Annotated in this window: 26 protein-coding genes and 1 riboswitch; of the genes, 13 read left to right on the top strand and 13 right to left on the bottom strand. The window is 72.6% G+C overall.

Annotated elements, in window-relative coordinates; genetic code table 11:
* Positions 1–138: 138 nt before the first annotated feature.
* The 8 genes from ACFW48_RS31880 to ACFW48_RS31915 all read right to left on the bottom strand — a co-directional run bounded on the left by ACFW48_RS31880 (position 139) and on the right by ACFW48_RS31915 (position 7,378).
* Positions 139–1,764: an alpha/beta hydrolase gene (locus ACFW48_RS31880; protein ID WP_386320830.1), complete on the bottom strand. Its 1,626-nt coding sequence runs from the start codon at positions 1,762–1,764 to the stop codon at positions 139–141.
* 128 nt (positions 1,765–1,892) lie between these two features.
* Positions 1,893–2,663: an urease accessory protein UreD gene (locus ACFW48_RS31885; protein WP_386320833.1), complete on the bottom strand. Its 771-nt coding sequence runs from the start codon at positions 2,661–2,663 to the stop codon at positions 1,893–1,895.
* Positions 2,651–3,325 (bottom strand): urease accessory protein UreG, encoded by a 675-nt coding sequence (ureG, locus tag ACFW48_RS31890; protein ID WP_386320836.1) that lies wholly within the window; start codon positions 3,323–3,325, stop codon positions 2,651–2,653. The genes ACFW48_RS31885 and ureG overlap by 13 nt, the downstream gene beginning before the upstream one ends.
* A 208-nt stretch (positions 3,326–3,533) precedes the next feature.
* Positions 3,534–4,208, bottom strand: coding sequence for an urease accessory protein UreF (locus ACFW48_RS31895; protein WP_386320838.1), 675 nt, complete (start codon positions 4,206–4,208; stop codon positions 3,534–3,536).
* A gap of 8 nt (positions 4,209–4,216) precedes the next feature.
* On the bottom strand, positions 4,217–5,938 hold the full coding sequence (locus tag ACFW48_RS31900) for an urease subunit alpha (RefSeq protein ID WP_386320841.1): 1,722 nt from the start codon (positions 5,936–5,938) through the stop codon (positions 4,217–4,219).
* Entirely contained in the window at positions 5,931–6,242 is a 312-nt protein-coding gene (locus ACFW48_RS31905; protein ID WP_386320844.1) for an urease subunit beta, read from the bottom strand. Before ACFW48_RS31905 ends, ACFW48_RS31900 begins: the two co-directional genes overlap by 8 nt.
* A 14-nt stretch (positions 6,243–6,256) precedes the next feature.
* The gene (locus ACFW48_RS31910; protein ID WP_386320847.1) at positions 6,257–6,559 is read right to left on the bottom strand and encodes an urease subunit gamma; all 303 of its coding nucleotides are present in this window, start codon (positions 6,557–6,559) and stop codon (positions 6,257–6,259) included.
* Between the two features lie 165 nt (positions 6,560–6,724).
* Entirely contained in the window at positions 6,725–7,378 is a 654-nt protein-coding gene (locus tag ACFW48_RS31915; RefSeq protein WP_386320850.1) for a TetR/AcrR family transcriptional regulator, read from the bottom strand.
* Positions 7,379–7,481: 103 nt separating this feature from the next.
* Here ACFW48_RS31915 and ACFW48_RS31920 point away from each other — a divergent pair, with 103 nt between their 5' ends.
* Positions 7,482–8,471 carry an ABC transporter permease gene (locus tag ACFW48_RS31920; protein ID WP_386320851.1) on the top strand — a complete coding sequence of 330 codons (990 nt, stop codon included), beginning with the start codon at positions 7,482–7,484 and terminating at the stop codon, positions 8,469–8,471.
* Between the two features lie 102 nt (positions 8,472–8,573).
* Here ACFW48_RS31920 and ACFW48_RS31925 read toward each other — a convergent pair whose 3' ends face one another.
* A complete protein-coding gene (locus ACFW48_RS31925) occupies positions 8,574–8,855 on the bottom strand; it encodes a type II toxin-antitoxin system Phd/YefM family antitoxin (protein WP_386320853.1) in 282 nt (93 codons plus the stop codon).
* Positions 8,856–8,966: 111 nt separating this feature from the next.
* On the opposite strand from ACFW48_RS31925, the gene ACFW48_RS31930 reads away from it, so the two are divergent.
* The 4 genes from ACFW48_RS31930 to ACFW48_RS31945 all read left to right on the top strand — a co-directional run bounded on the left by ACFW48_RS31930 (position 8,967) and on the right by ACFW48_RS31945 (position 11,432).
* On the top strand, positions 8,967–9,326 hold the full coding sequence (locus ACFW48_RS31930; protein ID WP_386320855.1) for a VOC family protein: 360 nt from the start codon (positions 8,967–8,969) through the stop codon (positions 9,324–9,326).
* Between the two features lie 162 nt (positions 9,327–9,488).
* Positions 9,489–10,124 carry an ATP-dependent Clp protease proteolytic subunit gene (locus ACFW48_RS31935; RefSeq protein WP_386320858.1) on the top strand — a complete coding sequence of 212 codons (636 nt, stop codon included), beginning with the start codon at positions 9,489–9,491 and terminating at the stop codon, positions 10,122–10,124.
* A 7-nt stretch (positions 10,125–10,131) separates the two neighbouring features.
* Positions 10,132–10,440 carry a hypothetical protein gene (locus ACFW48_RS31940; RefSeq protein WP_386320860.1) on the top strand — a complete coding sequence of 103 codons (309 nt, stop codon included), beginning with the start codon at positions 10,132–10,134 and terminating at the stop codon, positions 10,438–10,440.
* Positions 10,441–10,810: 370 nt separating this feature from the next.
* A riboswitch (cyclic di-AMP (ydaO/yuaA leader) is annotated at positions 10,811–10,955 on the top strand.
* 3 nt (positions 10,956–10,958) lie between these two features.
* Positions 10,959–11,432 (top strand): C40 family peptidase, encoded by a 474-nt coding sequence (locus ACFW48_RS31945; protein ID WP_383558343.1) that lies wholly within the window; start codon positions 10,959–10,961, stop codon positions 11,430–11,432.
* 90 nt (positions 11,433–11,522) lie between these two features.
* Here the strand turns inward: ACFW48_RS31945 and ACFW48_RS31950 are convergent, their stop codons facing one another.
* On the bottom strand, positions 11,523–12,017 hold the full coding sequence (locus tag ACFW48_RS31950) for an ATP-binding protein (RefSeq protein WP_386320864.1): 495 nt from the start codon (positions 12,015–12,017) through the stop codon (positions 11,523–11,525).
* Between the two features lie 214 nt (positions 12,018–12,231).
* Between ACFW48_RS31950 and ACFW48_RS31955 the strand changes: the two genes are divergently transcribed.
* Together ACFW48_RS31955 and ACFW48_RS31960 are read left to right on the top strand one after the other, a co-directional pair.
* Positions 12,232–13,092, top strand: a complete 861-nt coding sequence (locus ACFW48_RS31955) for a helix-turn-helix domain-containing protein (protein WP_386320866.1) — start codon at positions 12,232–12,234, stop codon at positions 13,090–13,092.
* A 9-nt stretch (positions 13,093–13,101) separates the two neighbouring features.
* Complete coding sequence (locus tag ACFW48_RS31960) at positions 13,102–13,344, top strand: DUF397 domain-containing protein (RefSeq protein WP_386320869.1); 243 nt, start codon at positions 13,102–13,104, stop codon at positions 13,342–13,344.
* A gap of 42 nt (positions 13,345–13,386) precedes the next feature.
* Here ACFW48_RS31960 and ACFW48_RS31965 read toward each other — a convergent pair whose 3' ends face one another.
* Complete coding sequence (locus ACFW48_RS31965; protein ID WP_386320871.1) at positions 13,387–14,514, bottom strand: 8-amino-7-oxononanoate synthase; 1,128 nt, start codon at positions 14,512–14,514, stop codon at positions 13,387–13,389.
* A gap of 150 nt (positions 14,515–14,664) precedes the next feature.
* Between ACFW48_RS31965 and bioB the strand changes: the two genes are divergently transcribed.
* The 4 genes from bioB (at position 14,665) to ACFW48_RS31985 (ending at position 18,913) form a co-directional block, all read left to right on the top strand.
* On the top strand, positions 14,665–15,873 hold the full coding sequence (gene bioB / locus ACFW48_RS31970; protein WP_386320874.1) for a biotin synthase BioB: 1,209 nt from the start codon (positions 14,665–14,667) through the stop codon (positions 15,871–15,873).
* Positions 15,866–17,152: an adenosylmethionine--8-amino-7-oxononanoate transaminase gene (locus tag ACFW48_RS31975; RefSeq protein WP_386320877.1), complete on the top strand. Its 1,287-nt coding sequence runs from the start codon at positions 15,866–15,868 to the stop codon at positions 17,150–17,152. Before bioB ends, ACFW48_RS31975 begins: the two co-directional genes overlap by 8 nt.
* A gap of 1 nt (position 17,153) precedes the next feature.
* The gene (gene bioD, locus ACFW48_RS31980; RefSeq protein WP_386320880.1) at positions 17,154–17,870 is read left to right on the top strand and encodes a dethiobiotin synthase; all 717 of its coding nucleotides are present in this window, start codon (positions 17,154–17,156) and stop codon (positions 17,868–17,870) included.
* A gap of 353 nt (positions 17,871–18,223) precedes the next feature.
* A complete protein-coding gene (locus tag ACFW48_RS31985; protein WP_386320883.1) occupies positions 18,224–18,913 on the top strand; it encodes a class I SAM-dependent methyltransferase in 690 nt (229 codons plus the stop codon).
* Here ACFW48_RS31985 and ACFW48_RS31990 read toward each other — a convergent pair whose 3' ends face one another.
* The gene (locus ACFW48_RS31990) at positions 18,914–19,288 is read right to left on the bottom strand and encodes a fic family toxin-antitoxin system, toxin component (protein WP_386320886.1); all 375 of its coding nucleotides are present in this window, start codon (positions 19,286–19,288) and stop codon (positions 18,914–18,916) included. It abuts the gene before it with no gap.
* A 33-nt stretch (positions 19,289–19,321) separates the two neighbouring features.
* The gene (locus tag ACFW48_RS31995; RefSeq protein WP_337305145.1) at positions 19,322–19,549 is read right to left on the bottom strand and encodes a toxin-antitoxin system HicB family antitoxin; all 228 of its coding nucleotides are present in this window, start codon (positions 19,547–19,549) and stop codon (positions 19,322–19,324) included.
* A gap of 176 nt (positions 19,550–19,725) precedes the next feature.
* Between ACFW48_RS31995 and ACFW48_RS32000 the strand changes: the two genes are divergently transcribed.
* The gene (locus tag ACFW48_RS32000; protein WP_386320888.1) at positions 19,726–20,613 is read left to right on the top strand and encodes an LLM class F420-dependent oxidoreductase; all 888 of its coding nucleotides are present in this window, start codon (positions 19,726–19,728) and stop codon (positions 20,611–20,613) included.
* An 80-nt stretch (positions 20,614–20,693) separates the two neighbouring features.
* The gene (locus ACFW48_RS32005; RefSeq protein ID WP_386320892.1) at positions 20,694–21,119 is read left to right on the top strand and encodes a GNAT family N-acetyltransferase; all 426 of its coding nucleotides are present in this window, start codon (positions 20,694–20,696) and stop codon (positions 21,117–21,119) included.
* Positions 21,120–21,218: the final 99 nt, after the last annotated feature.

The raw sequence follows: 21,218 nt of genomic DNA on the forward strand, positions 1-21,218 counted from the left end.
CCTTTGGTGGGCGGGGTGGGCGGCTCCTTTCCTCTCCTCGGGGGGCGCCCCCCCGGGGGGGGGGGGGGGGGGGGTTGGGGGGGGCGGGGGGGGGGGGGGGGCCCCCCCCCCCCCCCCCCTCCTCGTGCCCGGGTGTCGTTACGGCTTGGGTGTGGCGTGCGGGGCGCAGGTCACGTCCCGGGCGTCCACCTTGCCGGTGAGCAGGTAGGTGTCCACCCGGTCGTTGACACACGGGTTGACGATGCCGGTGACGCCGTGCGAACCGGCGTCCCGCTCGGTGATCAGACGCGATCCCTTGAAACGCTGGTGCAGTTCGACGGCGCCCGCGTACGGGGTGGCCGCGTCCCGTTCGGACTGGACGATCAGCACCGGCGGAAGCCCCTTGCCGCTCTTCACGTTCACCGGGGCCTGCTGCTTGACCGGCCAGGTGGCGCACGGCAGGTTCATCCAGGCGTTGGCCCAGGTCATGAACGGGTGGTCGCGGTGCAGCCGGGTGTTGTCCCGGTCCCAGGTGCGCCAGTCGGTGGGCCACTTGGCGTCGGCGCACTCCACGGCGGTGTAGACGGCGTTGCCGTTCTCCGCGGAGGCGTTGCCCGCGGTGTCGGACGGGTCGGGGGCGGCGGCGTCGACGAGGGCCTGGGTGTCACCGGCGACGTACTTGCTGAAGACGGTCGCGACCGGCACCCAGGCGGAGTCGTAGTACGGGGCGCTCTGGAAGAAGGAGATCAGCTCGGCCGGGCCGACGACCCCGCCGAGTGGTTCCTTCGCGGCGGCGGCGCGCAGCGTGAGCCACTGGTCCTGGACCTCGGCGCGGGTGTCGCCGAGGTGGAAGGTGGCGTCGTTCTCCGCGACCCAGTCCTGCCAGTCCTTCCAGCGCTGCTCGAAGGCGACGTCCTGGTCCAGGTTGGCCTGGTACCAGATCTTGTCGCGGGACGGGTTGACGACGCTGTCGACGACCATCCGGCGCACGTGGTCCGGGAAGAGGGTGCCGTAGACGGCACCGAGGTAGGTGCCGTAGGAGACGCCGAGGAAGTTGAGCTTCTTCTCGCCCAGCGCGGCGCGGATGACGTCGAGGTCGCGCGCGGTGTTCGGCGTGGTCATGTGCGGGAGCATCTCGCCGCTGCGCTCGTAGCAGCCCTCGGCGTACTCGCGGGCGAGCCCCCGCTGGGCCAGCTTGTCGGCCTCGGAGCCGGGCACGGGGTCCATCTTGGGTGCCTTGACGAACTCCTGCGGGTCGACGCAGGAGATGGGCGCGGACTTGCCGACGCCGCGCGGGTCGAAGCCGACGAAGTCGTAGGCCTTGGCCGCGTCGGCCCAGACCGCGCTCTTGCCGGTGACGCGGGCCGGGAAGCGCAGGCCGGAGCCGCCCGGGCCGCCGGGGTTGTAGAGGAGTGCGCCCTGGCGCTCGGCCTTGGTGCCGGTGTTGCCGATACGGTCGACGGCTATCTTGATCTGCTTGCCGAAGGGCTTGGCGTAGTCGAGCGGCACCGTGACGTAGCCGCACTGGATCGGCTTGGGCAGGTTCCAGTCGGCAGGGCAGTCCTGCCAGTCGATGCCGGCCCGTGCGGCGCGGGCCGCGGCGATGGTGGCGCCGCGGGCCTCGCGGTCCCAGCCCTTCGCGTATCCGTGGCCGTGTCCTTGGCCGGTGGACGGAGCGGCACTCGCGGCGGGCGCCGCGACGGCGCCGGCCATCAGCGTGGCGGTGACCAGCGCTCCGGCCGTGCCGAACGCCGCCGTCCTCCGCCCCAGTCTGCTCTTCCTCAAGTGGCCCTCCCCGTACGTGATCGCGACAAGTACGGGGATCCTCGCGGCTGTGCGTTCCCTGAGAACAGAGGCGGTGCTACTTCTTTGCCAATCCGATAAACGGAGGAATGTGTTCGGTCGCCGGGATCTCAGCCCAGCTCGTCCGACGCCTCCTCCAGCAGCCGCCTGAGCAGCAGCGCGTCCGGTGCCACGGCCGTCACCAGTGCGGCGGGCCCGGCGAGCGGCATGACCGCCACGCCCTCGGCGAGGGTCCGCGCCTTCGGTGGGCCTGTCGCGAACTCCGGGCGTACGACGACGAGCTGTCCTACGGCACGGTGCCCCGCCAGCCCGGCGGGGCCGTCCCAGCCGCCCGGGGCGCCGGGACCGCAGGCCAGCTCCTGGTCGAGTACGCACCGGCCCGCGATCCGCACCGTCAGACGGCTGGTGAGCCGCCCCGGTTCCTCGCCGGACCGGCCGAGCACCTGTTCCTCCCGCAGCAGGAAGCGGGCCTTGGCGGCGAGGTCGACGCGTGTGGTGACGTGCAGGTCACTACCGTGCGCGGAGATCAGTTGCTCGGGCAGCCAGTGCAGTTCGGAGTCGTCGCCGACGGTGAGATCGACGTCGTAGTGGGCGCCGGCCTTGTCCTGCCCCGGCAGGGCGAGGGTGGCGGCGGCCGAGCCGACCCGCAGCCGGGCGCCCCGGGCCGCCTCGGCGGCCACCGTGAAGTGGTCGCCGCCGAGCGGCCCGCTCATCGCGCCGACCAGCATGACGCGGGCCTCGGCGCCGCTCCCCCGGGTCCGCCGCACCGCGAGCGGTCCCTCCCCCTCCAGCACGGGCAGGACGGTGCCGCCGCGTCCGTCGCCGTGGGCGAGCACGCGCGCCCTCGCCCGTACGCCGCCCGGAGCGGTCACGCGGTCCACGCGGCGACCCGGTCGCGCACCCAGTCCGCGACGGCCCGTACACCGTCCTCGCTCCGCAGCGACTGGAGGACGACGGGCAGTTCACCGCGCTGTGCCTTCGCATCGGCCGCCATGCGCGCGAGGTCCGAGCCGACGTAGGGGGCGAGGTCGACCTTGTTGACGATCAGCAGGTCCGCGGTGGTGACGCCGGGCCCGCCCTTGCGCGGGATGTCGTCTCCGCCGGCCACGTCGATCACGAAGATCTGGGCGTCGACGAGCCCCTTGGAGAAGGTGGCGGTGAGGTTGTCCCCGCCGGACTCCACCAGGACCAGGTCGAGCGGTCCGGCCTCGTCCTCCAGATCCTCGACGGCCTCCAGGTTGGCGGAGATGTCGTCCCGGATCGCGGTGTGCGGACAGGCCCCCGTCTCGACGGCACTGATCCGCTCCGGCGGCAGCACCGCCTCCCGGAGCAGGAACTCGGCGTCCTCACGGGTGTAGATGTCGTTGGTGACGACGGCGAGGGACAACTCCTCCCGCAGCGCCCGGCAGAGCGCGGCGACGGTCGCGGTCTTCCCGGACCCGACGGGCCCGCCGAGCCCGATCCGCAGGGCGCGGCGGCGCCCGTCGGGCCGGTGGGCGTCGGCGGAGACGGCGGGGAGGTCGTGGTGATGGTCAAGATGCATGCTGCGACTCCTGTACAAGAACTGAGGCCGGCTGTGTTCAGCCCGTCCGGCTTCTGGAAACCGAGGCCGGCTGTATTCAGCCCGTCCGGCGTTTGAGGACGAGGCCGTCAAGGCCGGCGGGGTCCAGGGGGCGGAGCCCCCTGGCGGGGTCGAAGGGGCAGCGCCCCTGGGGTCGGGAAGGGAAGGGGCGGCGGGGGCGAACCGCCCCCTACGAGGCGAACAACCGCACGGGCCAGGCGGCATGCGCCTCCGCCCCGATCTCCAGCAGCGGCGCCGACCGCGCGGGCAGCACGTCGACCCCGCCGGTCACGGCCTGCCGCCCCGCCTCCACCGCGTCCCGTGCCACCCGGTCCAGCTCGGGCGCGAGCCGCGCGAGCACACCGGTGGCGTCGAACGGGTCGAGGCTGAGCAGCCGCACCACGGCCGTCGCCGCCCCGCTCACCCCTTCGTAGGCGGAGCAGTACGCCGCGTCCAGCGGCCCGAGCCCGGCCGCGCGGGCGGTCAGCCCGAGGACGACGGGCTGGTGGGCGCCCTTGGGAAACCGCCGCGCCAGCGCGTCGAGTTCAGGGTGCGGCCAGGTGGCACGGGCGGCCCGCGTCAGCTGTCGGCCGAGTCTGCGTGCCGCCGCGCGCAGGGCGGGTGACGGAGTGCGGGCGTCCGCGGCCAGGTCCAGTTCACCGGGGTCGACGCCGAGGGCCGCGGCTGCGGCGAGGGACGCCGCGACGGCCCCGCTGGTGTGCAGCCGCCCCCGGCAGAACTCCTCCAGGCTCGCGGCGTCCGTGACGCGTCCGGCCCTGACGGCGGCCTCCGCCCCGCCGGAGTGGGCGTGCCCTCCGGCGGGGAAGCGGCCGTCCGCGAGGACGAGCAGTGCTGCGCGGCTCATGTCGGCGCTCAGAAGAGGAAGTACCGCTGCGCGAGCGGCAGTTCGGCGACGGGTGCGGGTTCGACGAGTTCGCCGTCGATGGTCACCGCGAAGGAGTCCGCGGCGACCTCGACTCGTGGCAGGGCGTCGTTCTGCCTCATGTCGGCCTTGGTACGGCCGCGGGTCGACCGGATGGGCACGAACTCCCGCCGGAGACCGAGACGTTCCGGCAGCCCGTCCTCGATGGTCGCCTCCGCCACGAAGGCGACCGAGTTGGCGGCGGGCGCCGTGCCGTGCGCGCCGAACATGGGGCGCGGCAGGACCGGCTGCGGCGTGGGGATGGAGGCGTTGGCGTCGCCCACCTGCGCGTACGCGATCTGGCCGCCCTTGAGCACCAACTGCGGCTTCACGCCGAAGAACCGCGGGTCCCAGAGCACCAGGTCGGCGAGCTTGCCGGTCTCGACGGAGCCGACCTCGTGCTCGATACCCTGGGCGACGGCGGGGTTGATGGTGTACTTGGCGACATATCTACGGGCGCGCAGATTGTCGGCTCGGGTGTCGCCGGGCAGGAGGCCCCGGCGCCGCTTCATCACGTGCGCGGTCTGCCAGGTCCGCAGGATCACCTCTCCGATGCGGCCCATGGCCTGGGCGTCCGACCCCATGATGGAGATCGCTCCCATGTCGTGCAGGATGTCCTCGGCCGCGATGGTGCTGGGCCGGATGCGGGACTCCGCGAAGGCCAGGTCCTCGGGGACGGCGGGGTTCAGGTGGTGACAGGCCATCAGCATGTCGAGGTGCTCCTCGACGGTGTTGATGGTGTGCGGCCGGGTCGGGTTGGTGGACGCCGGGAGCACGTTGGGCAGCGAGACGGCCGTGATCATGTCAGGCGCGTGGCCGCCGCCGGCGCCCTCGACGTGGAAGGCGTGCAGGGTGCGGCCGGCGACGGCGTCGAAGGTGTCGCCGACGAATCCCGCCTCGTTCAGGGTGTCGGTGTGGACGGCGAGCTGGACACCGGACTCCTCGCACACGTCCAGGCACGCGGAGATGACGGCCGGGGTGGCGCCCCAGTCCTCGTGGATCTTGAAGCCGAGGATGCCGGCGCGCAGCTGGTCGCGCATGGACTCCTTGGACATGGTGCTGCCCTTGCCCAGGAAGCCGATGTTGACGGGGCTGGACTCCAGGGCGGCGAACATCCGCGCGAGGTGCCAGGAACCGGGGGTGACGGTGGTCGCCTTGCTGCCCTCGGCGGGGCCCGTGCCGCCGCCGATGAGGGTGGTGACGCCGGAGGCGAGGGCCTCGTCGACGGCGGCCGGCGCGATGAAGTGGACGTGCGTGTCGATGCCGCCGGCGGTCACGATCTTGCCGTTGCCCGCGATGACCTCCGTCTCGGGGCCGATCACGAGGTCGGGGTGGACACCGTCCATGGTGTCCGGGTTGCCGGACTTGCCGATGGCGGTGATCCGGCCGTCGCGGATGCCGATGTCGGCCTTGACGACGCCCCAGTGGTCGATGATCACGGCGCCGGTGATGACGGTGTCGGGGGCGCCGTCGGCGCGGGTGGCACGGGACTGGCCCATGGACTCGCGCAGTACCTTGCCGCCGCCGAAGACGGCTTCGTCGCCGGAGCGGCCGGGGCCGCCCGAACGGTCCTCCTCGATCTCGACGAGGAGGTCGGTGTCGGCGAGGCGGATGCGGTCGCCGGTGGTCGGGCCGAACAGGTCGGCGTAGGCGGGACGGGACAGTTCAGGCATCGAGGGCACCTCCGGTCGCGCCGCGCAGACCCATGACGACGCGGGCACCGGCGAGGGGGACCAGCTCCACGTCGACCGGGATGCCGGGCTCGAACCGGACAGCGGTGCCGGCGGCGATGTCCAGCCGTTTGCCGCGGGCCGCGGCGCGGTCGAAGTCGAGACCGGGGTTGGCCTCGGCGAAGTGGTAGTGGGAGCCGACCTGGACGGGTCGGTCCGCGGTGTTGAGCACGGTCAGGCGGGTGGTCTCGCACCCCTCGTTGAAGGCGACCGGCTCGTCGGCGAAGAGAATCTCTCCTGGAATCATGGCTGCCGCCCCCGTCAGATGATCGGATCGTGGACGGTGACCAGCTTGGTGCCGTCGGGGAAGGTGGCCTCGACCTGCACGTCGTGGATCATCTCGGGGATGCCGTCCATCACCTCGTCGCGCTGGAGCAACTTGCGACCGGAGGCCATGAGTTCACTGACCGTGCGACCGTCGCGGGCGCCTTCGAGGATGTGCGCGGTGATCAGCGCGACGGCCTCGGGGTGGTTGAGCTTCACGCCTCGCGCGCGGCGCTTCTCCGCCACGTCCGCGGCCACATGAATGAGCAGTCTCTCCTGCTCGTGCGGGGTCAGTTGCACGTACCACCTCACAGGGCATCACGCCGGGACCGGGCGGTCCGGCTGCCGCGGCCACCGCGACGGCTATAGATGTAACACACATGAATGCGCTGGAATACGCACGCCGGTGTCCCAAAACCGCAGGTGGATCGGGGTGGAGAGTAGGGCTAGAGTGTTTCCGCCGCGTCACGCTTTCTTGACCGACTGATTACCGGTGCCGTCGGTGGCCTCTCGCATGCTCAACAGTCCACGCACGCCCGCCTGGAGGGCCTCCGGGGAGAAGCTGCCGAACAGCGCGTACTGGGCCCCGAAGCCCTGCACCGTCGCCATCAGCGTCCGGGCCACGGCGTCCGGGTCGACGTCGTCGCGCATCATGCCCGCTTCCTGATAGCGGACGACGACCTTCGCCCAGGACGCGAGGACCTTGGCGAAGCCCTCATCGAGGAGGGCGGACAGCGTCTCGTTGCGCAGCGTCTCGGTCCAGGCCTGGATCATGAGCCGCGGGAACAGCCACCGGCCGTCTTCCGTCAGCGCCGGCCGCTCCCGCGCCATGTGCGCCAGGGTGCGGGCGATGAGCTCGTCGGGCATGGCCGGCGGATCCTCCTCCGCCGCCCGCTCGTACACGTCCCGGATGGCGCCCAGCACCTCGGCGACGATGGCCTCGATCAGCTCCTCCTTGCCGCTGAAGTAGCGGTAGACGGCGCCTGCCGAGAGGTCGACCTCTTTCAGCACGTCCTGCATCGACGTGGCGTGGAAGCCGTTGCGGGCGAAGCAGAGCGCGGCGCCGTCGAGGATCTGCCGGCGGCGGGCGTCGAGGTGTTCCTGGGATACGCGGGCCATGCTCCCAACCTAAAACGAATGTTCCTTCTTGACAAGGACGCCGAGTCGGTCGCACGGTGGTGGCAGGCAAAACGAACGATCCTTCTTTTTGGTAGGAGTCCCCATGGACAGCCGTCGCATGATCGCCGTGATCGTCCTGGTTCCCGTGTTGGTGGGCCTGGCCCTGTGGGCCTTCGCCTGGCCCGCCGCCCGCACGGCGCCCCGTGACCTGCCGCTCGGCGTGGCGGGGCCGCCCGCCGCGGTCGCGCAGGTGGAGCAGCGGCTCACCCAGCGCGAGGGCGCCTTCGAGATCCACCGCTACGCCGACGAGGACGCGGCTCGCGGCGCCATCGAGGACCGGACCGTGTACGGCGCGGTGATCGCCGGCGACCGGGGCCCGAAGCTGCTCACGGCGTCGGCGGCGAGCCCCGCCGTCACCCAGTTGCTGCGGCAGGCGGTCACCGGGCAGGCGTCCGCCGCGGGGACCCCGGTCCAGGTCGTCGATGTGGTGCCCGCTCCCGGGACGGACCCGCGCGGCGCGGCCCTGGGCGCGAGCGTGCTGCCGCTGGCGCTGGCCGGGATCGCGACGGGCGCGGTGGCGACCCTGCTGGGACTGCGCGGCGCCCGCGCGGTCGCCGCCCTGGTCGGCGCCGCCGCGCTGACCGGCCTGGTCGCGGCGGCGATCGCGCACAGCTGGCTCGGGGTGGTCACCGGTGACTGGTGGGCCGCGGCCGGCGTGTTCGGGCTGTCGACCCTGGCTGTCGGCGCGGGCATCGCCGGGCTCGGGGCACTGTTCGGACGTGCCGGGCTCGGGCTGGGCGGTGCCGTGATGATGCTGCTGGGCAACCCCTTCTCGGGAGCGTCCTCGGCGCCGGAGATGCTGCCCCAGCCGGCCGGCGCGATCGGCCAGTGGCTGCCTCCGGGCGCGGGCGCCTCGCTGCTGCGCTCGGTGTCCTTCTTCGACGGCGCCGCGGCCACCGGCCCCGCACTGACGCTCACGTGGTGGGCCGTACTGGGCCTGGGCGCGATAGTGCTCGGCGGCGCACTGCGCCAGCGCGCGCAGGGCGGCTCGACGGCGCCCGACGGGGCCCCGGCACCGACAGCGGCCGCCTGAGCGAATCCGGCCGGGTCAAGGGGTGCGCGGAGCAATACGGCCGGCTCCAGGCAACGGTGCCCTGCAACCGACCCGACCCCGGCAGGATCCGAACGACGCCCCCTACGTCGGGTTCGGCCCCCGGTGTTCCGCCGCGATGCCGAAGCGGTGCGTCTCTCGGGGCGCGGAGGCGGCGGCGTCCCGGACTCCGGTGACCGAGGTGATCACCTGGTCCTCCGGCGCTTCCCGGAGTTCCTCCAGACGCTCGAGGTCGGCGGCGGAGACGAGGGCGACGAGAGGCTTGCCGTGGCGCGTCACGACGACGCGTTCACCGCCGTACACCACCCGGTTGATCAGGTCGGCGAGCTCAGCCCTGGCTTGCGTCACCGGAATCTCGTAGGCCATGCCCCCCAGCTTACGGTTCGCCTCGCGACGACCGGCTGCGCCGCCGTTCGACGGGGAGGACGATGGAGGCGGGGGGGCGAGCACAGGCCACCGGCCCGCTGGAGGTACCCCATGGCAGGCGAACCGTCCTTCTTCGAACTCGGCGTGGCCGATCCCGAGCGCGGGCGCCTCTTCTACGGCAGCCTGTTCGACTGGACCCTCGAAGCCGGCCCCACGGGGCGCGGGTTCTCCATCGGCACCGGCGGTGTGCCGGGCGGCCTGCACGGCGGTGACGCGGGAGCCTCCCCGTACGTGTTCTTCCGGGTCGACGACCTGGACGCCGCCGTGGCCAGGGTGCGGAAACTGGGCGGCTCGGTGCAGGACCTCGGCGAGGAGGACGCGGAGTCGGTGGCCCGGTTCGGCCGGTTCACGCTGTGCCGGGACGACCAGGGCTCCTCCTTCGGCCTGCACGAGCCGCCGGGCGGGGGATGAACGCGGGCGCCCCGCCGATCCCACCGAGCCCCCTACGACCCCCCTCCGCTGCCGGCGAACGCGCGATCCCCGCGACCCTCCAACCTCGTAACGTACGTCCTGTACATTTTTTACAGGAGGCAGTGCAGCCGACCACGGTTCCGCCACGAGGAGGGGTTCGCCATGACCCGACCGTCCGCCCGTCACGTCCTGCCCGAGTTCACCGAGCGCACGAGCGCCGGGAGCCGGACGACGGACCCGTACTCGAAGCTGCTGGAGGAGCGGATCGTCTTCCTCGGGACACCGGTCGACGAGACCTCCGCGAACGACGTGATGGCGCAGTTCATGTATCTGGAACACCAGGCCCCGGACCGGGACATCGCGCTCTACATCAACTCGCCCGGCGGGTCCTTCACCGCGATGACGGCGATCTACGACACCATGCGCTACGTCACCTGCGACGTGGCGACGACCTGCCTCGGGCAGGCCGGCACGTCCGCCGCGGTGCTGCTGGCGGCGGGCACGCCCGGCAAACGCGCCGTCCTGCCGGGCGCACGGATGGTCATCCATCAGCCCGCGCTCACCGTGCCGGTGGAGGGGCAGGCGAGCGACCTGGCCATCCAGGCCGACGAGTTGATCCGCATCCGCGCCCGCCTGGAGGAGATCCTCGTACGGCACACGGGCCGCGGTCCCGAGCAGGTGAGCGCGGACATCGAGCGGGACACCGTCCTGGACGCACAACAGGCCCTGGAGTACGGCCTGGTGGACCGGGTCGTACCCAGCCGCAGGGCCACGTCTCCGGCACCCGGCGCGAGGTGATCCGGCGATGCTGCCACCGGAACTGCCGCCTCTGCCCGCCCTGACCCGCGCCGAGGCCGAGCTGATCGACCGGTACCTGGACGTCGTCGACCTGCTCGGGCGCATCAACCCCGCGCAGGAGGGCGACACCTATCGCGGGCTGCGGGCCGCCCAGGCGCTGGTCGGCAAGGCGGCCGCCCTGCGCGACGCGCTGGCGCTGATGCACCGGCGGCGCGAGACCGAGCTGCACGCCACCACCCTGGCCCGGGCGCTGCGCGTGCTGGACGGTGAACGACGGACGGCGCGAGTCGGTCTGCCGCCCCGCTCCGACCGTTGAGGCACCCGGAGTTGAAACGGACCAAACGGCGTACCGCCTTTCGGCGTAGGAAACCCTCTGATTTCCGACCGGCCGAGCTTGCGCGACCCGCGTGTCCGGACGGCGCAATGAGCCACTGCGTCGCTGGTCCCGGGGTCGTCACCACACCCACCGGCGGCTCGAACACAGAGGCGTCCACCCGAACGGGCGAGTGGTGAGTAACAACACAAAGGGCACGTTCCGTTGGGATTTTCCCATGGGGCGAGACAAGATCCGTGACTGACGACAAGCCCCCGCCGCAGCGGCGGGGCGGTCCGGGCGGACGCCGAGTCCTGCCGCCGCCCGGACGACCGGTCGACAGGAGTGGATCGGCAGGAGTGGAGGACCCGAGCACGACGGGTCGCCGGAACGGTCGTCTCCGCGGGAGACGCGCCGGGCCGAGCAGCCCTTGGGGTGAAGCCGCACCCGTGCGGCCGGGCAACTTCGCCAGCCCGAATCCGACAGGTCATCCTTCACAGGCGGCTGACGAAGGGTTGCGCATGTCCGCGCTCAATCGTGTCCCGTCGCTGATGGCCCGTGCCGGTACGGCCTCGGCCCTCACCCTCGCCGCCGTGGGCGGTTCCGTAGTGGTCCCCGGCGTCGCCTCCGAGGCGGCCGCGGCGAGCCATGCGACGAAGGCCCTCAAGATCGCTGCCTCCAAGAAGGGCGCACCCTACAAATGGGGCGCCGTCGGACCAAGCAGGTTCGACTGCTCGGGGCTGACGCTGTACTCGTTCAAGAAGGCCGGCAAGAAGCTGCCGCGCACCGCCGCCCAGCAGTACAACAAGACCCGTCACATCTCCGCCAAGAACCGCAAGACCGGGGACCTGGTGTTCTTCCACTCGGGCCGCAGCATCTACCACGTCGGCATCTACGCCGGGAAGGGCAAGATCTGGCACGCCCCGAAGACCGGGGACGTGGTGCGTCTGCAGAAGATCTGGACCGGCAGCGTCTGGTACGGCCGGGTCAAGTAGCCCGCCCGAGGGGGTGACGGCGTCCTGACCCGCCGTCACCCCCTCGGGTGCGCGGTATCCGCCTGCGGCGCGCCGGGTGCCGTCGGCGCCTCACCGCTGGGGCTCCTGCCTTCCCACGGCCCGCACCGCGGCCGTGACCGCCGGTTCGGCGCACTCCGGACCGCCCGGCGGCGCCCAGGGCAACTCGATGGAGACGGTCTTGCCGCCCTCGCGCGTGGGCCGCACTCTCAGCTTGCCGCCGCACTCCGCCGTCAGCCAGCGGATGATCACCATGCCGCGGCCGTTGTCCTGCTGCACGGCGGCGGGTAGGCGTCTGGGAAACCTCGGGTGGCTGTCGGTGACTCCGATGCGCAGCCGCTCGTCACGGTCGAGCACGAGGTCCACGGTGAAGGTGGGCGACTGCCCGAACGTGTGCTGGACCGCGTTGGTCGTCAGCTCCGAGACGATGAGCCGGACGGTTTCGGACACGTCGGTGTCCGGCGGCAGGCCCCACTCCGCCAGTGTGCCGACCACGTAGGTACGCGCGGCGGCCACCGAGGCGGGATCGCTCGGCAGAGTGACGGATGCTTCCAGATGGTCTGCCATGGCGACGTCGTCCCTTTCCCACGGGACCGCAGCCGGACACGGAGCGGATGGTTCGAGTACGGTCCCGGACTGGTGCTTCGCCGCCAGACTGCCATCACCAGACCGGTGCAGGACGGCGATCCACCAAGATATGCATATATCTGTCGCTCAATGCGGTGAACTCTGCGACGGCAGAGCGTATTCGTGCGGCCCATAAGGAGTAAGGGAGTGGCCCATGCAGCACGGTCCCGTGGTGCGCCGTCGGAAGCTGGGCGCGGAACTGCGTGCCCTGCGCACGTCGGCGGGTATCACCAGCGGCGAGGCGGCCCGGCTGGTGGGCTGGCACCAGTCGAAGGTCAGCCGGATCGAGACCGGGACGAGCGGGGCGAAACCGGCCGACGTGCGGTTACTGCTGGACGCCTACGGCGTGGACGACGACCAGTTGCGGGAGTTGCTGGTGATGCTGGCCGGCTCCGACGACGCGGGCGGCCGGAACCACTGGTGGCACGCCTATCGCGGGGTACTGCCCCCGACCTACCGCGACTTCATCAGCCTGGAGTCCCAGGCGAGCGCGATGCGCACGCTGGAGACCACGGTGGTCCCCGGGCTGCTGCAGACACCGGAGTACGCCCGCGCGGTGACGCGCGCCGCGGCGGACGGGCTGCCGGAGGAGCGGCTGGACACACTGGTGGAGGTCCGGCTGGCCCGGCAGGACGTACTGCGGGCGCAGCCGCCGCTTCTGCTGAGCGCGGTCCTGGACGAGGCGGTGTTGCGCCGGGAGGTGGGCGGCCCCGGTGTCATGTCCCGTCAGCTGGCGCGACTGGTCGAGGCCGCGCGTCTCCCCCATGTCCGGCTCCAGGTACTGCCGTTCGCCGCCGGGGCGCACATCGGTGTCACCGGCCCTTTCGTAATCTTCTCTTTTTCGAGCACTTCTGATCTGGACGTGGTTGTTCTCGACCACTTGACGAGTAGCCTGCATCTCGAACGGAAAGAAGACCTAGAGGCCTATACCGAGGCCTTCAACGCCCTTCTGATCCATGCCCTTTCGCCCGAGGACTCGTTGGACTACATCGCCGCGACCGCGGCAGGCGCGTAAGGAGGCACCATGTCAGGCTCACAGTCCGCACTCTGTCGGAACATCCCTGCCGGCACCGATCTGCACGGCGTGCGGTGGCTGCGCAGCAGCTACAGCACCGGAGCGAACAACTGCGTGGAGACGGCCCGGCCGTCGGCCGGCCCCTGGGCCGGACTGCTCGCCGTGCGGGACTCCAAGGACCCGGCCGGGCCCGCGCTGCTCTTCTCCCCCGGGAGCTGGGCCAGGTTCACGGCCGCCGTCCACCGCGGCTGAACCGGTTGGGCACCGGGCGAAGCACGGCCGTGTCACGCCGACTCATGGTCGCGTTTCGCCGATCACCCGTACAGCGCGTTCGATCTGTTCCCCGGAGAGGTCCGCACGAGCGGTCAGCCTGAGCCGTGAGATGCCGTCGGGTACGGAAGGAGGACGGAAGCAGCCCACGGACAGGCCGGCCGCACGGCAGTCGGCCGCCCACCGTACGGCCCCCTCCGGGGAGGGAGCGCGCACCGAGACCACCGCGGCGTCCGGACGTACCGCCGACAGCCCGAGGGCGGTCAGGCGTGCGTGCAACTCCGCCGCCACCTCGCGTGCCCGCGCCGCCCGCTCGGGCTCTCGGCGCAGCAGGGTGAGCGCCGCCAGCGCCGCGCCCGCCGCCGCGGGGGCGAGGCCGGTGTCGAAGATGAACGTCCGGGCCGCGTTGACCAGGTGGTCGATCACCCGGGCGGGGCCGAGCACGGCGCCGCCCTGACTGCCGAGCGACTTGGACAGCGTCACCGTCACGACGACGTCGTCGGCGCCCGCGAGTCCCGCCGCGTGCGGGGCGCCCCGGCCGCCGTCGCCGAGGACACCGAGTCCGTGGGCGTCGTCGACGACCAGCCCGGCGCCGTGCTCCCGGCACGCCTCGGCGAGCCCGGCGAGCGGCGCGGCGTCGCCGTCGACCGAGAAGACCGTGTCGGAGACGGTGACGGCGGGCCCGTCGTGCGTCGCCAGTGCCTTGCGTACGGCGTCCGGGTCGGCGTGCGCCACGACCTGGGTCGTCCCGCGCGCGAGCCGGCAGCCGTCGATCAGCGAGGCGTGGTTGCCCGCGTCGGAGACGACGAGGGAGCCGTGCGGCGCCAGCGCGGTGACCGCGGCGAGGTTGGCCGCGTAGCCGGAGGAGAAGACGAGCGCGGCCTCGAATCCGCAGTAGGCGGCCAGTTCGCGTTCCAGCTCGGCGTGCAGTTCGGTCGTGCCGGTCACCAGCCGGGAGCCGGTCGCACCGCCGCCCCAGGTCCGCGCGGCCCGGACCGCGCCCTCGGTGACCTCCGGGTGCCGGGCCAGGCCGAGGTAGTCGTTGCTCGCCAGGTCCAGCAGCGGCGAGTCGGCCGGGCGGGGGCGCAGAATCCGTACGAGCCCGGCCCGGCGGCGCGCCTGGGCCTGCTCGTCGATCCAGCCGAACGCCATGGGTCGGTCCTCCGTGGTTTTGTAGGCAGTGGACAGACATTAGCGGCACGGCAGCCCCCGCGAGGTGTGGCAATACCCACACGGTGATCTGTCAGTGTTGTGCAAAGTCTCCTTGGCCCCGGGCGGCCCCGTAGGACAGGATCGGCTCTCATGGACCTGCTGAACACGCTGGTGGACAAGGGGCTTCGGCGCGAGTCGCCGACCCGCGAGGAGGCTCTTGCCGTCCTCGCCACTTCCGACGACGACCTGCTCGATGTGGTGGCCGCGGCCGGCAAGGTGCGCCGCCACTGGTTCGGCCGACGGGTGAAACTCAACTATCTCGTCAACCTCAAGTCGGGCCTGTGCCCCGAGGACTGCTCCTACTGCTCGCAGCGGCTCGGCTCCAAGGCCGAGATCCTCAAGTACACCTGGCTCAAGCCCGACCAGGCCTCCCAGGCCGCCGCCGCGGGCGTGGCCGGGGGCGCCAAGCGGGTGTGCCTGGTGGCCAGCGGACGCGGTCCGACCGACCGGGACGTGGACCGGGTCTCGGACACCATCAAGGCCATCAAGGAGCAGAACGAGGCCGTCGAGGTCTGCGCCTGCCTGGGCCTGCTCTCCGACGGCCAGGCGGAGCGGCTGCGCGAGGCGGGCGCCGACGCCTACAACCACAACCTCAACACGTCCGAGGCGACGTACGGGGACATCACGACCACGCACACGTACGCCGACCGGGTGGACACGGTGAACAAGGCGCACGCGGCCGGGCTGTCCGCCTGCTCGGGTCTCATCGCGGGCATGGGCGAGAGCGACGAGGACCTGGTCGACGTGGTCTTCTCGCTGCGTGAGCTGGACCCGGACTCGGTGCCGGTCAACTTCCTGATCCCGATGGAGGGCACGCCACTGGCCAAGGAGTGGCACCTCACCCCGCAGCGGTGCCTGCGCATCCTGGCGATGACGCGGTTCGTCTGCCCGGACGTCGAGGTGCGCATCGCGGGCGGGCGCGAGGTCCACCTGCGCACGATGCAGCCGCTCGCCCTGAACCTGGCCAACTCCATCTTCCTCGGCGACTACCTCACCAGCGAGGGTCAGGCGGGCCATGCCGACCTGGAGATGATCGCGGACGCCGGGTTCGAGGTGGAGGGCGCCGGCGAGGTGACCCTGCCCGGGCACCGGGCGACGGCGGGCGGCGGCTGCGGCTCGCACGAGGGCGGCGGGGCCTGCGGGTCCGCCCCGGCCGACGGGGGCTGCGGCTCCGCTGCGGCCACGGAGGGCTGCGGCTCCGCGCCGCCCTCCGAACCGGCGGTGGCCGGCGAAGCCCGTACGGACCTGGTCGCCGTGCGCCGCCGGGGTGCCGGAACGGACCTCGCGCCCAATGCCTGAGCCCGCGCTGACCGTGGACGAGTTGCTGGCGCTCGACCGGCGGCACGTCTGGCATCCGTACGGACCCATGCCCGGCCGGCAGGACCCGCTCGTCGTGGAGTCGGCGAGCGGGGTGCGGCTGTGTCCGGCCGACGGCTCGGGCGAACTCGTCGACGGCATGTCGTCCTGGTGGTCGGCGATCCACGGCTACAACCACCCGGTGCTGAACGAGGCCGCGCGCGACCAGTTGGACCGGATGAGCCACGTGATGTTCGGCGGGCTCACCCACGAGCCCGCCGTACGGCTGGCGAAGCTGCTCGTCGACATGTCACCCGAGGGCCTGGAGCACGTCTTCCTCGCCGACTCCGGGTCGGTGTCCGTCGAGGTCGCGGTCAAGATGTGCCTCCAGTACTGGCGGTCACTGGGCCGCCCCGCGAAACGGCGCCTGCTGACCTGGCGCGGCGGCTATCACGGCGACACCTGGCAGCCCATGTCGGTGTGCGACCCCGAGGGCGGGATGCACGAACTGTGGGCGGGCGCCCTGCCGAGCCAGGTCTTCGCGGACGCGCCGCCGGCGGAGTACGAGGAGTCGTACGCGGATCACCTGCGAGCGATGATCGAGCGGCACGCCGACGAACTGGCCGCGGTGATCGTCGAGCCGGTGGTGCAGGGCGCCGGCGGGATGCGCTTCCACTCCCCCGCGTATCTGCGGGTACTGCGGGAGGCGTGCGACGCGCACGGCGTGCTGCTGGTGTTCGACGAGATCGCGACCGGGTTCGGGCGTACGGGCGCGTTGTTCGCGGCGGAGCACGCGGCGGTGGCGCCGGACGTGATGTGCGTGGGCAAGGCGCTGACCGGCGGTTACCTGACGATGGCGGCCACGCTGTGCACGTCACGGGTGGCCGACGGCATCTCCCGGGGCGAGGTGCCGGTGCTGGCCCACGGGCCGACGTTCATGGGCAATCCACTGGCGGCGGCCGTGGCCTGCGCCTCCATCGGGCTGCTCCTCGGCCAGGACTGGCTCGCGGAGGTCAAGCGGATCGAGGCGGGCCTGCGTGACGGGCTGGCGCCCGCCGCCGAACTGCCGGGCGTGACCGACGTCCGGGTGCTCGGCGCGATCGGTGTGGTGCAGCTCGACCACGCCGTCGACATGCGGGCGGCGACGGAGGCGGCGGTGCGCGAGGGCGTGTGGCTGCGGCCGTTCCGCGACCTGATCTACACCATGCCGCCGTACGTCACGGGCGACGCGGACGTGGCACGGATCGCCCGCGCGGTGTGCGCGGCGGCACAGGAGGGATGACATGCCGGTACTGGTGATCACGGGCACGGGCACGGAGATCGGCAAGACGGTCGTGACCGCCGCCGTCGCCGCGACGGCGCTGGCGGGTGGCCGGTCGGTGGCCGTGCTGAAGGCCGCGCAGACGGGCGTACGGCCGGACGAGCCGGGGGACGCCCAGGAGGTGGCGCGCCTCGCGGGCACCGTGACGGCTGCCGAGGTGGCCCGGTATCCCGATCCCTTGGCGCCGGGTACGGCCGCGCGCCGGGCCGGCCGGGCGCCCGTGCACCCGCGGGAGGTGGCGGAGGCCGCGGACAAGCTGGCGACCGAGCACGACCTGGTGCTGGTCGAGGGCGCGGGCGGCCTGCTCGTGCGCTTCGACGCGGCCGGCGGGACGCTGGCGGACGTCGCCGGACTCCTCGGAGCGCCGGTGCTGCTGGTGGCATCGGCCGGGCTGGGCACGCTGAACACCGCGGAACTGACGGCGCGTGAACTGCGCTCCCGTGGGCTGGAGCTGCCGGGCGTCGTGATCGGCAGCTGGCCCGGGGAGCCGGACCTCGCCTCGCGCTGCAATCTCGCGGACCTCCCGGACGTGGCCGGAGCCCCCCTGCTCGGCGCCCTGCCCGCCGGAGCGGGCTCCCTCCCGCCGGCCGCCTTCCGGTCGACGGCACCACACTGGCTGGCGCCCCGGCTGGACGGCACGTGGGACGCGGACGCGTTCCGGGCCCGGGAGGCGCCCTGACCGGGCGCTTGCGTCCCGGTCACCTTCACGTCCGAGACACCGCACCAGCGGCGCCATCGGGGTCCCGGACACGGTTCCGGAGCCGAGAGGCACGCCGACCGGCGGTAGGGCTTGAGGCGGCCGCCGGCCGGGACGCGACGGGCGGGGGGCCGGCCGCCCCGCCTTCGCCCCGGGGGCGTCTCGTCTCGGGTCGGCATCTCCGGTCGGCTCCGGCTCCAGGGCCCCGGGGCTGAGGCGGAGCACACCACCACCGCCGGTTCGCCCGCCGCCGGAACCAGCCGTCCGCGCGGTGGGTGCGCGGGGCTCGTACGGGGGACAATCGCGGTAAGGCACCACCTCGTGAAGGAGGCCCCATGGCGCTGCGATCCGCCCGTGCCCGCGGGGTGCCGCGGGACGCCGTGCACCATCCGCTGTTCGCCCGCTGCTACGCCCGGTTCAGTGTGAGCGCCGAGACCCGGATGGGGATGGGGAGCGTGCGCGAGCGACTGCTTGCCGGGCTGTCCGGGCGGGTGATCGAGGTCGGTGCGGGCAACGGGCTGAACTTCTCGCACTACCCGGGCACCGTCTCGGAGGTCGTCGCCATCGAACCGGAGCGCGTGCTGCGGCAGTTGGCCGTGGAGGCGGCGCTGCGCGCCCAGGTGCCGGTCGACGTGGCGCCGGGCGCGGCGGAGGCCCTCCCGGTCAAGAGCGAGGCCTTCGACGCTGCCGTGGTCTCGCTCGTGCTGTGCAGTGTCCGCGACGTGCCACGGGCGCTCGGGGAGCTGCAGCGGGTACTGCGGCCCGGCGGGCAGGTGCGGTTCTTCGAGCACGGCCGGGGCGGTGGGCGGGTGATGACCTTCACCCAGCGCGCGCTGGACCGGACCCTGTGGCCTCCGCTGTCCGGCGGCTGCCACCTGTCCCGTGAACCGGTCGCCGCGCTGCGGGACGCGGGGTTCGCGCTCGGGCCCTACCGGCGGGTGATGATGCCGGAGAACGGGCCGGCGCTGCCGAGTTCGTACTGCGTGCTCGGCACGGCCTGGCGGCCGCCCGAAACCGAGGCGTAGTCACCCGCTCCACCGGCGCAGCTCGTCCGCGATGTCGTCGACGGAGGCCTCTCCGCTCTTGACCAGCAGGGCGAGGTCCCGCACCTGCTCGGGCGTGGTGGCGACCTTGACCCCGCTGGCGACCAGGTAGGCGTAGGCGACCGCGGAGGCGAACAGGGCGTTGGAGCGCTCCAGCGCCGGGACGTGGATCAGCAGCTGGAGCAGGGCGGCGGCGCGGGCGTGCGGACCGTCGTAGACGAGGGTGTCGAATATCTCGGCCCGGTGGCGGGCGACGGCCGCGACGAGCGCTCCCCAGTCGGTAACCTGGGGGTCTCCCGGGGTGCGCTGTTCGGCGAGCATCAGCAGCCAGGCGAGGTCGATGGTGAGGTCTCTCATCCGGGGTCTTTCATCCGGGACGCCTCCGCCGGTTCAGCGGCGGCCGTCGCCGACCTCCTCGGCGAACACCTTCTCGTACTGCCGCATGAAGTCGGCGGCGGCCTCCACGAAGGTGTGGCCGGCCTCGCCGGTGTCCTGCCGGACCAGTTCCTCGATGTAGCGGTTGACGCTCATCCCCCGGGCCAGGGCCTTCTCGCGGGCTGCCCGGGCGGTGCCCTCGTCCACCCGCACGTTCAGCTGGGCCTTCCGGGTCTTCGCCATACCTCGAAGCTAGCGCCAAAACGCTAGCGGCGGCAAGGACGGGCATCCCCGTCCGGCCGGCAGCCTCGACTCACGGGCCGGCCTCCCGGCCGCGTTCACGTGCTGGCGGCCATCGCGCACGGCTGATTGACTCCGATGGTCCGTTGACCGAAGTCCCCCGTCCGCGAGGAGAGTTCATGCCACGTCCGTTCCGCTTCGGCGTCAATCTGATGACCCCCGCCCCTGCCGACGAGTGGAGCGCGAAGTGCCGTCGGGCCGAGGAGCTGGGATACGACGTGATCCTGGTCCCGGACCACCTCGGCATGCCGGCGCCGTTTCCGGCGCTGGTCGCGGCGGCCCGGGCCACCGAGCGGCCCCGGCTGGGCACCTTCGTGCTCAACGCGGGCTTCTGGAACCCGGCCCTGCTGGCCCGGGAGGTGGCGACCACGGACGCCCTGACGGGCGGGCGTCTGGAACTCGGGCTCGGCACCGGCTACGTACGGGCGGAGCACGACGCGGCGGGGCTGCCGTTCGGCTCGCCGGGCGAGCGGGTGGACCAGTTGCGGCGCACCGTCGAGGAACTGGAGCGGCTGCTGGCCGACGAGGAGTACCAGCCGCGGCCGGTGCAACGGCCCGTGCCACTGCTCATCGGCGCCAACGGCGACCGGATGCTGGAGCTGACGGCCCGGCACGCCGCCGTCGCCGCCTTCACGGGCGGACGTACGGTGCGGGGCAGCACGACGGGGCAGCCGGCCCCCATCACGGCCGAGGAACTCGACGAGCGCGTGGCCCGGTACCGGGAGCTGGCCGCGGGCCGCAAGGAGCCGGCGGAGCTGAACCTGCTCGTCCAGATGGTCGTCGTGACCGAGGACCGCGAGGCCGCCGTCCGCCCCCTCCTGGAGCACGTGCCGCACCTGACCACCGACCAGGTGCTGGAGCTGCCCATCTTCCTGGCCGGGACCCTGGAGCAGATCACCGCGCAGGTACGGGCGCAGCGCGAGCGGTACGGATTCACCTATCTGACGGTGCTGGAACCGTACATGGAGGCCTTCGCTCCGGTGATGCGGGGGCTGCGCGAGGTCTGACGGGCGGTGGGAGCGCGGGCGTGGCGGTCCGCATGCCGGAATGTCGAATGGCGAACGGGCGCGCGTGATGGGATCACCGCATGACCGAACCGCGCATACGGGCCGCCGGGCCCGAGGATCTGGACGCCGTGCTGGCCTTCTGGAAGGTGGCCGCCGAGGGGACGAGTATCAGTGACGACCGGGAGGGCGTGGAGCGGATGGTCGCCCGCGACCCCGAGGCGCTGCTCCTGGCCGAGCGGGGCCGGGACCTGGTGGGCACGGTGATCGCGGGCTTCGACGGCTGGCGCTGTCATCTGTACCGGCTGGCGGTGCACCCGGACCACCGGCGTCAGGGCATCGGCTCGGCGCTGCTCACGGCCGCGGAGGAGCGGTTCGTACGGCTGGGCGGGCGCCGCGGGGACGCGATGGTGCTGCGGCGCAACGAGCGGGCCCAGCATGCCTGGCGGGCGGCCGGGTACGCGCCCGAGGAGCAGTGGCGACGCTGGGTGAAGCCCCTCATCGGCTGAAAGGTGTGAGCACCGGCGCATGAGCGAGTCCGCATCGGCGATCCTCCCGGCGCCCACCCCGGTGCCCCGTCCGGGTCCGCAGGGTCCGCCGGGTCCGCC

The sequence above is a fragment of the Streptomyces sp. NPDC058812 genome, assembly GCF_042744565.1.
Classification (GTDB): domain Bacteria; phylum Actinomycetota; class Actinomycetes; order Streptomycetales; family Streptomycetaceae; genus Streptomyces; species Streptomyces thinghirensis.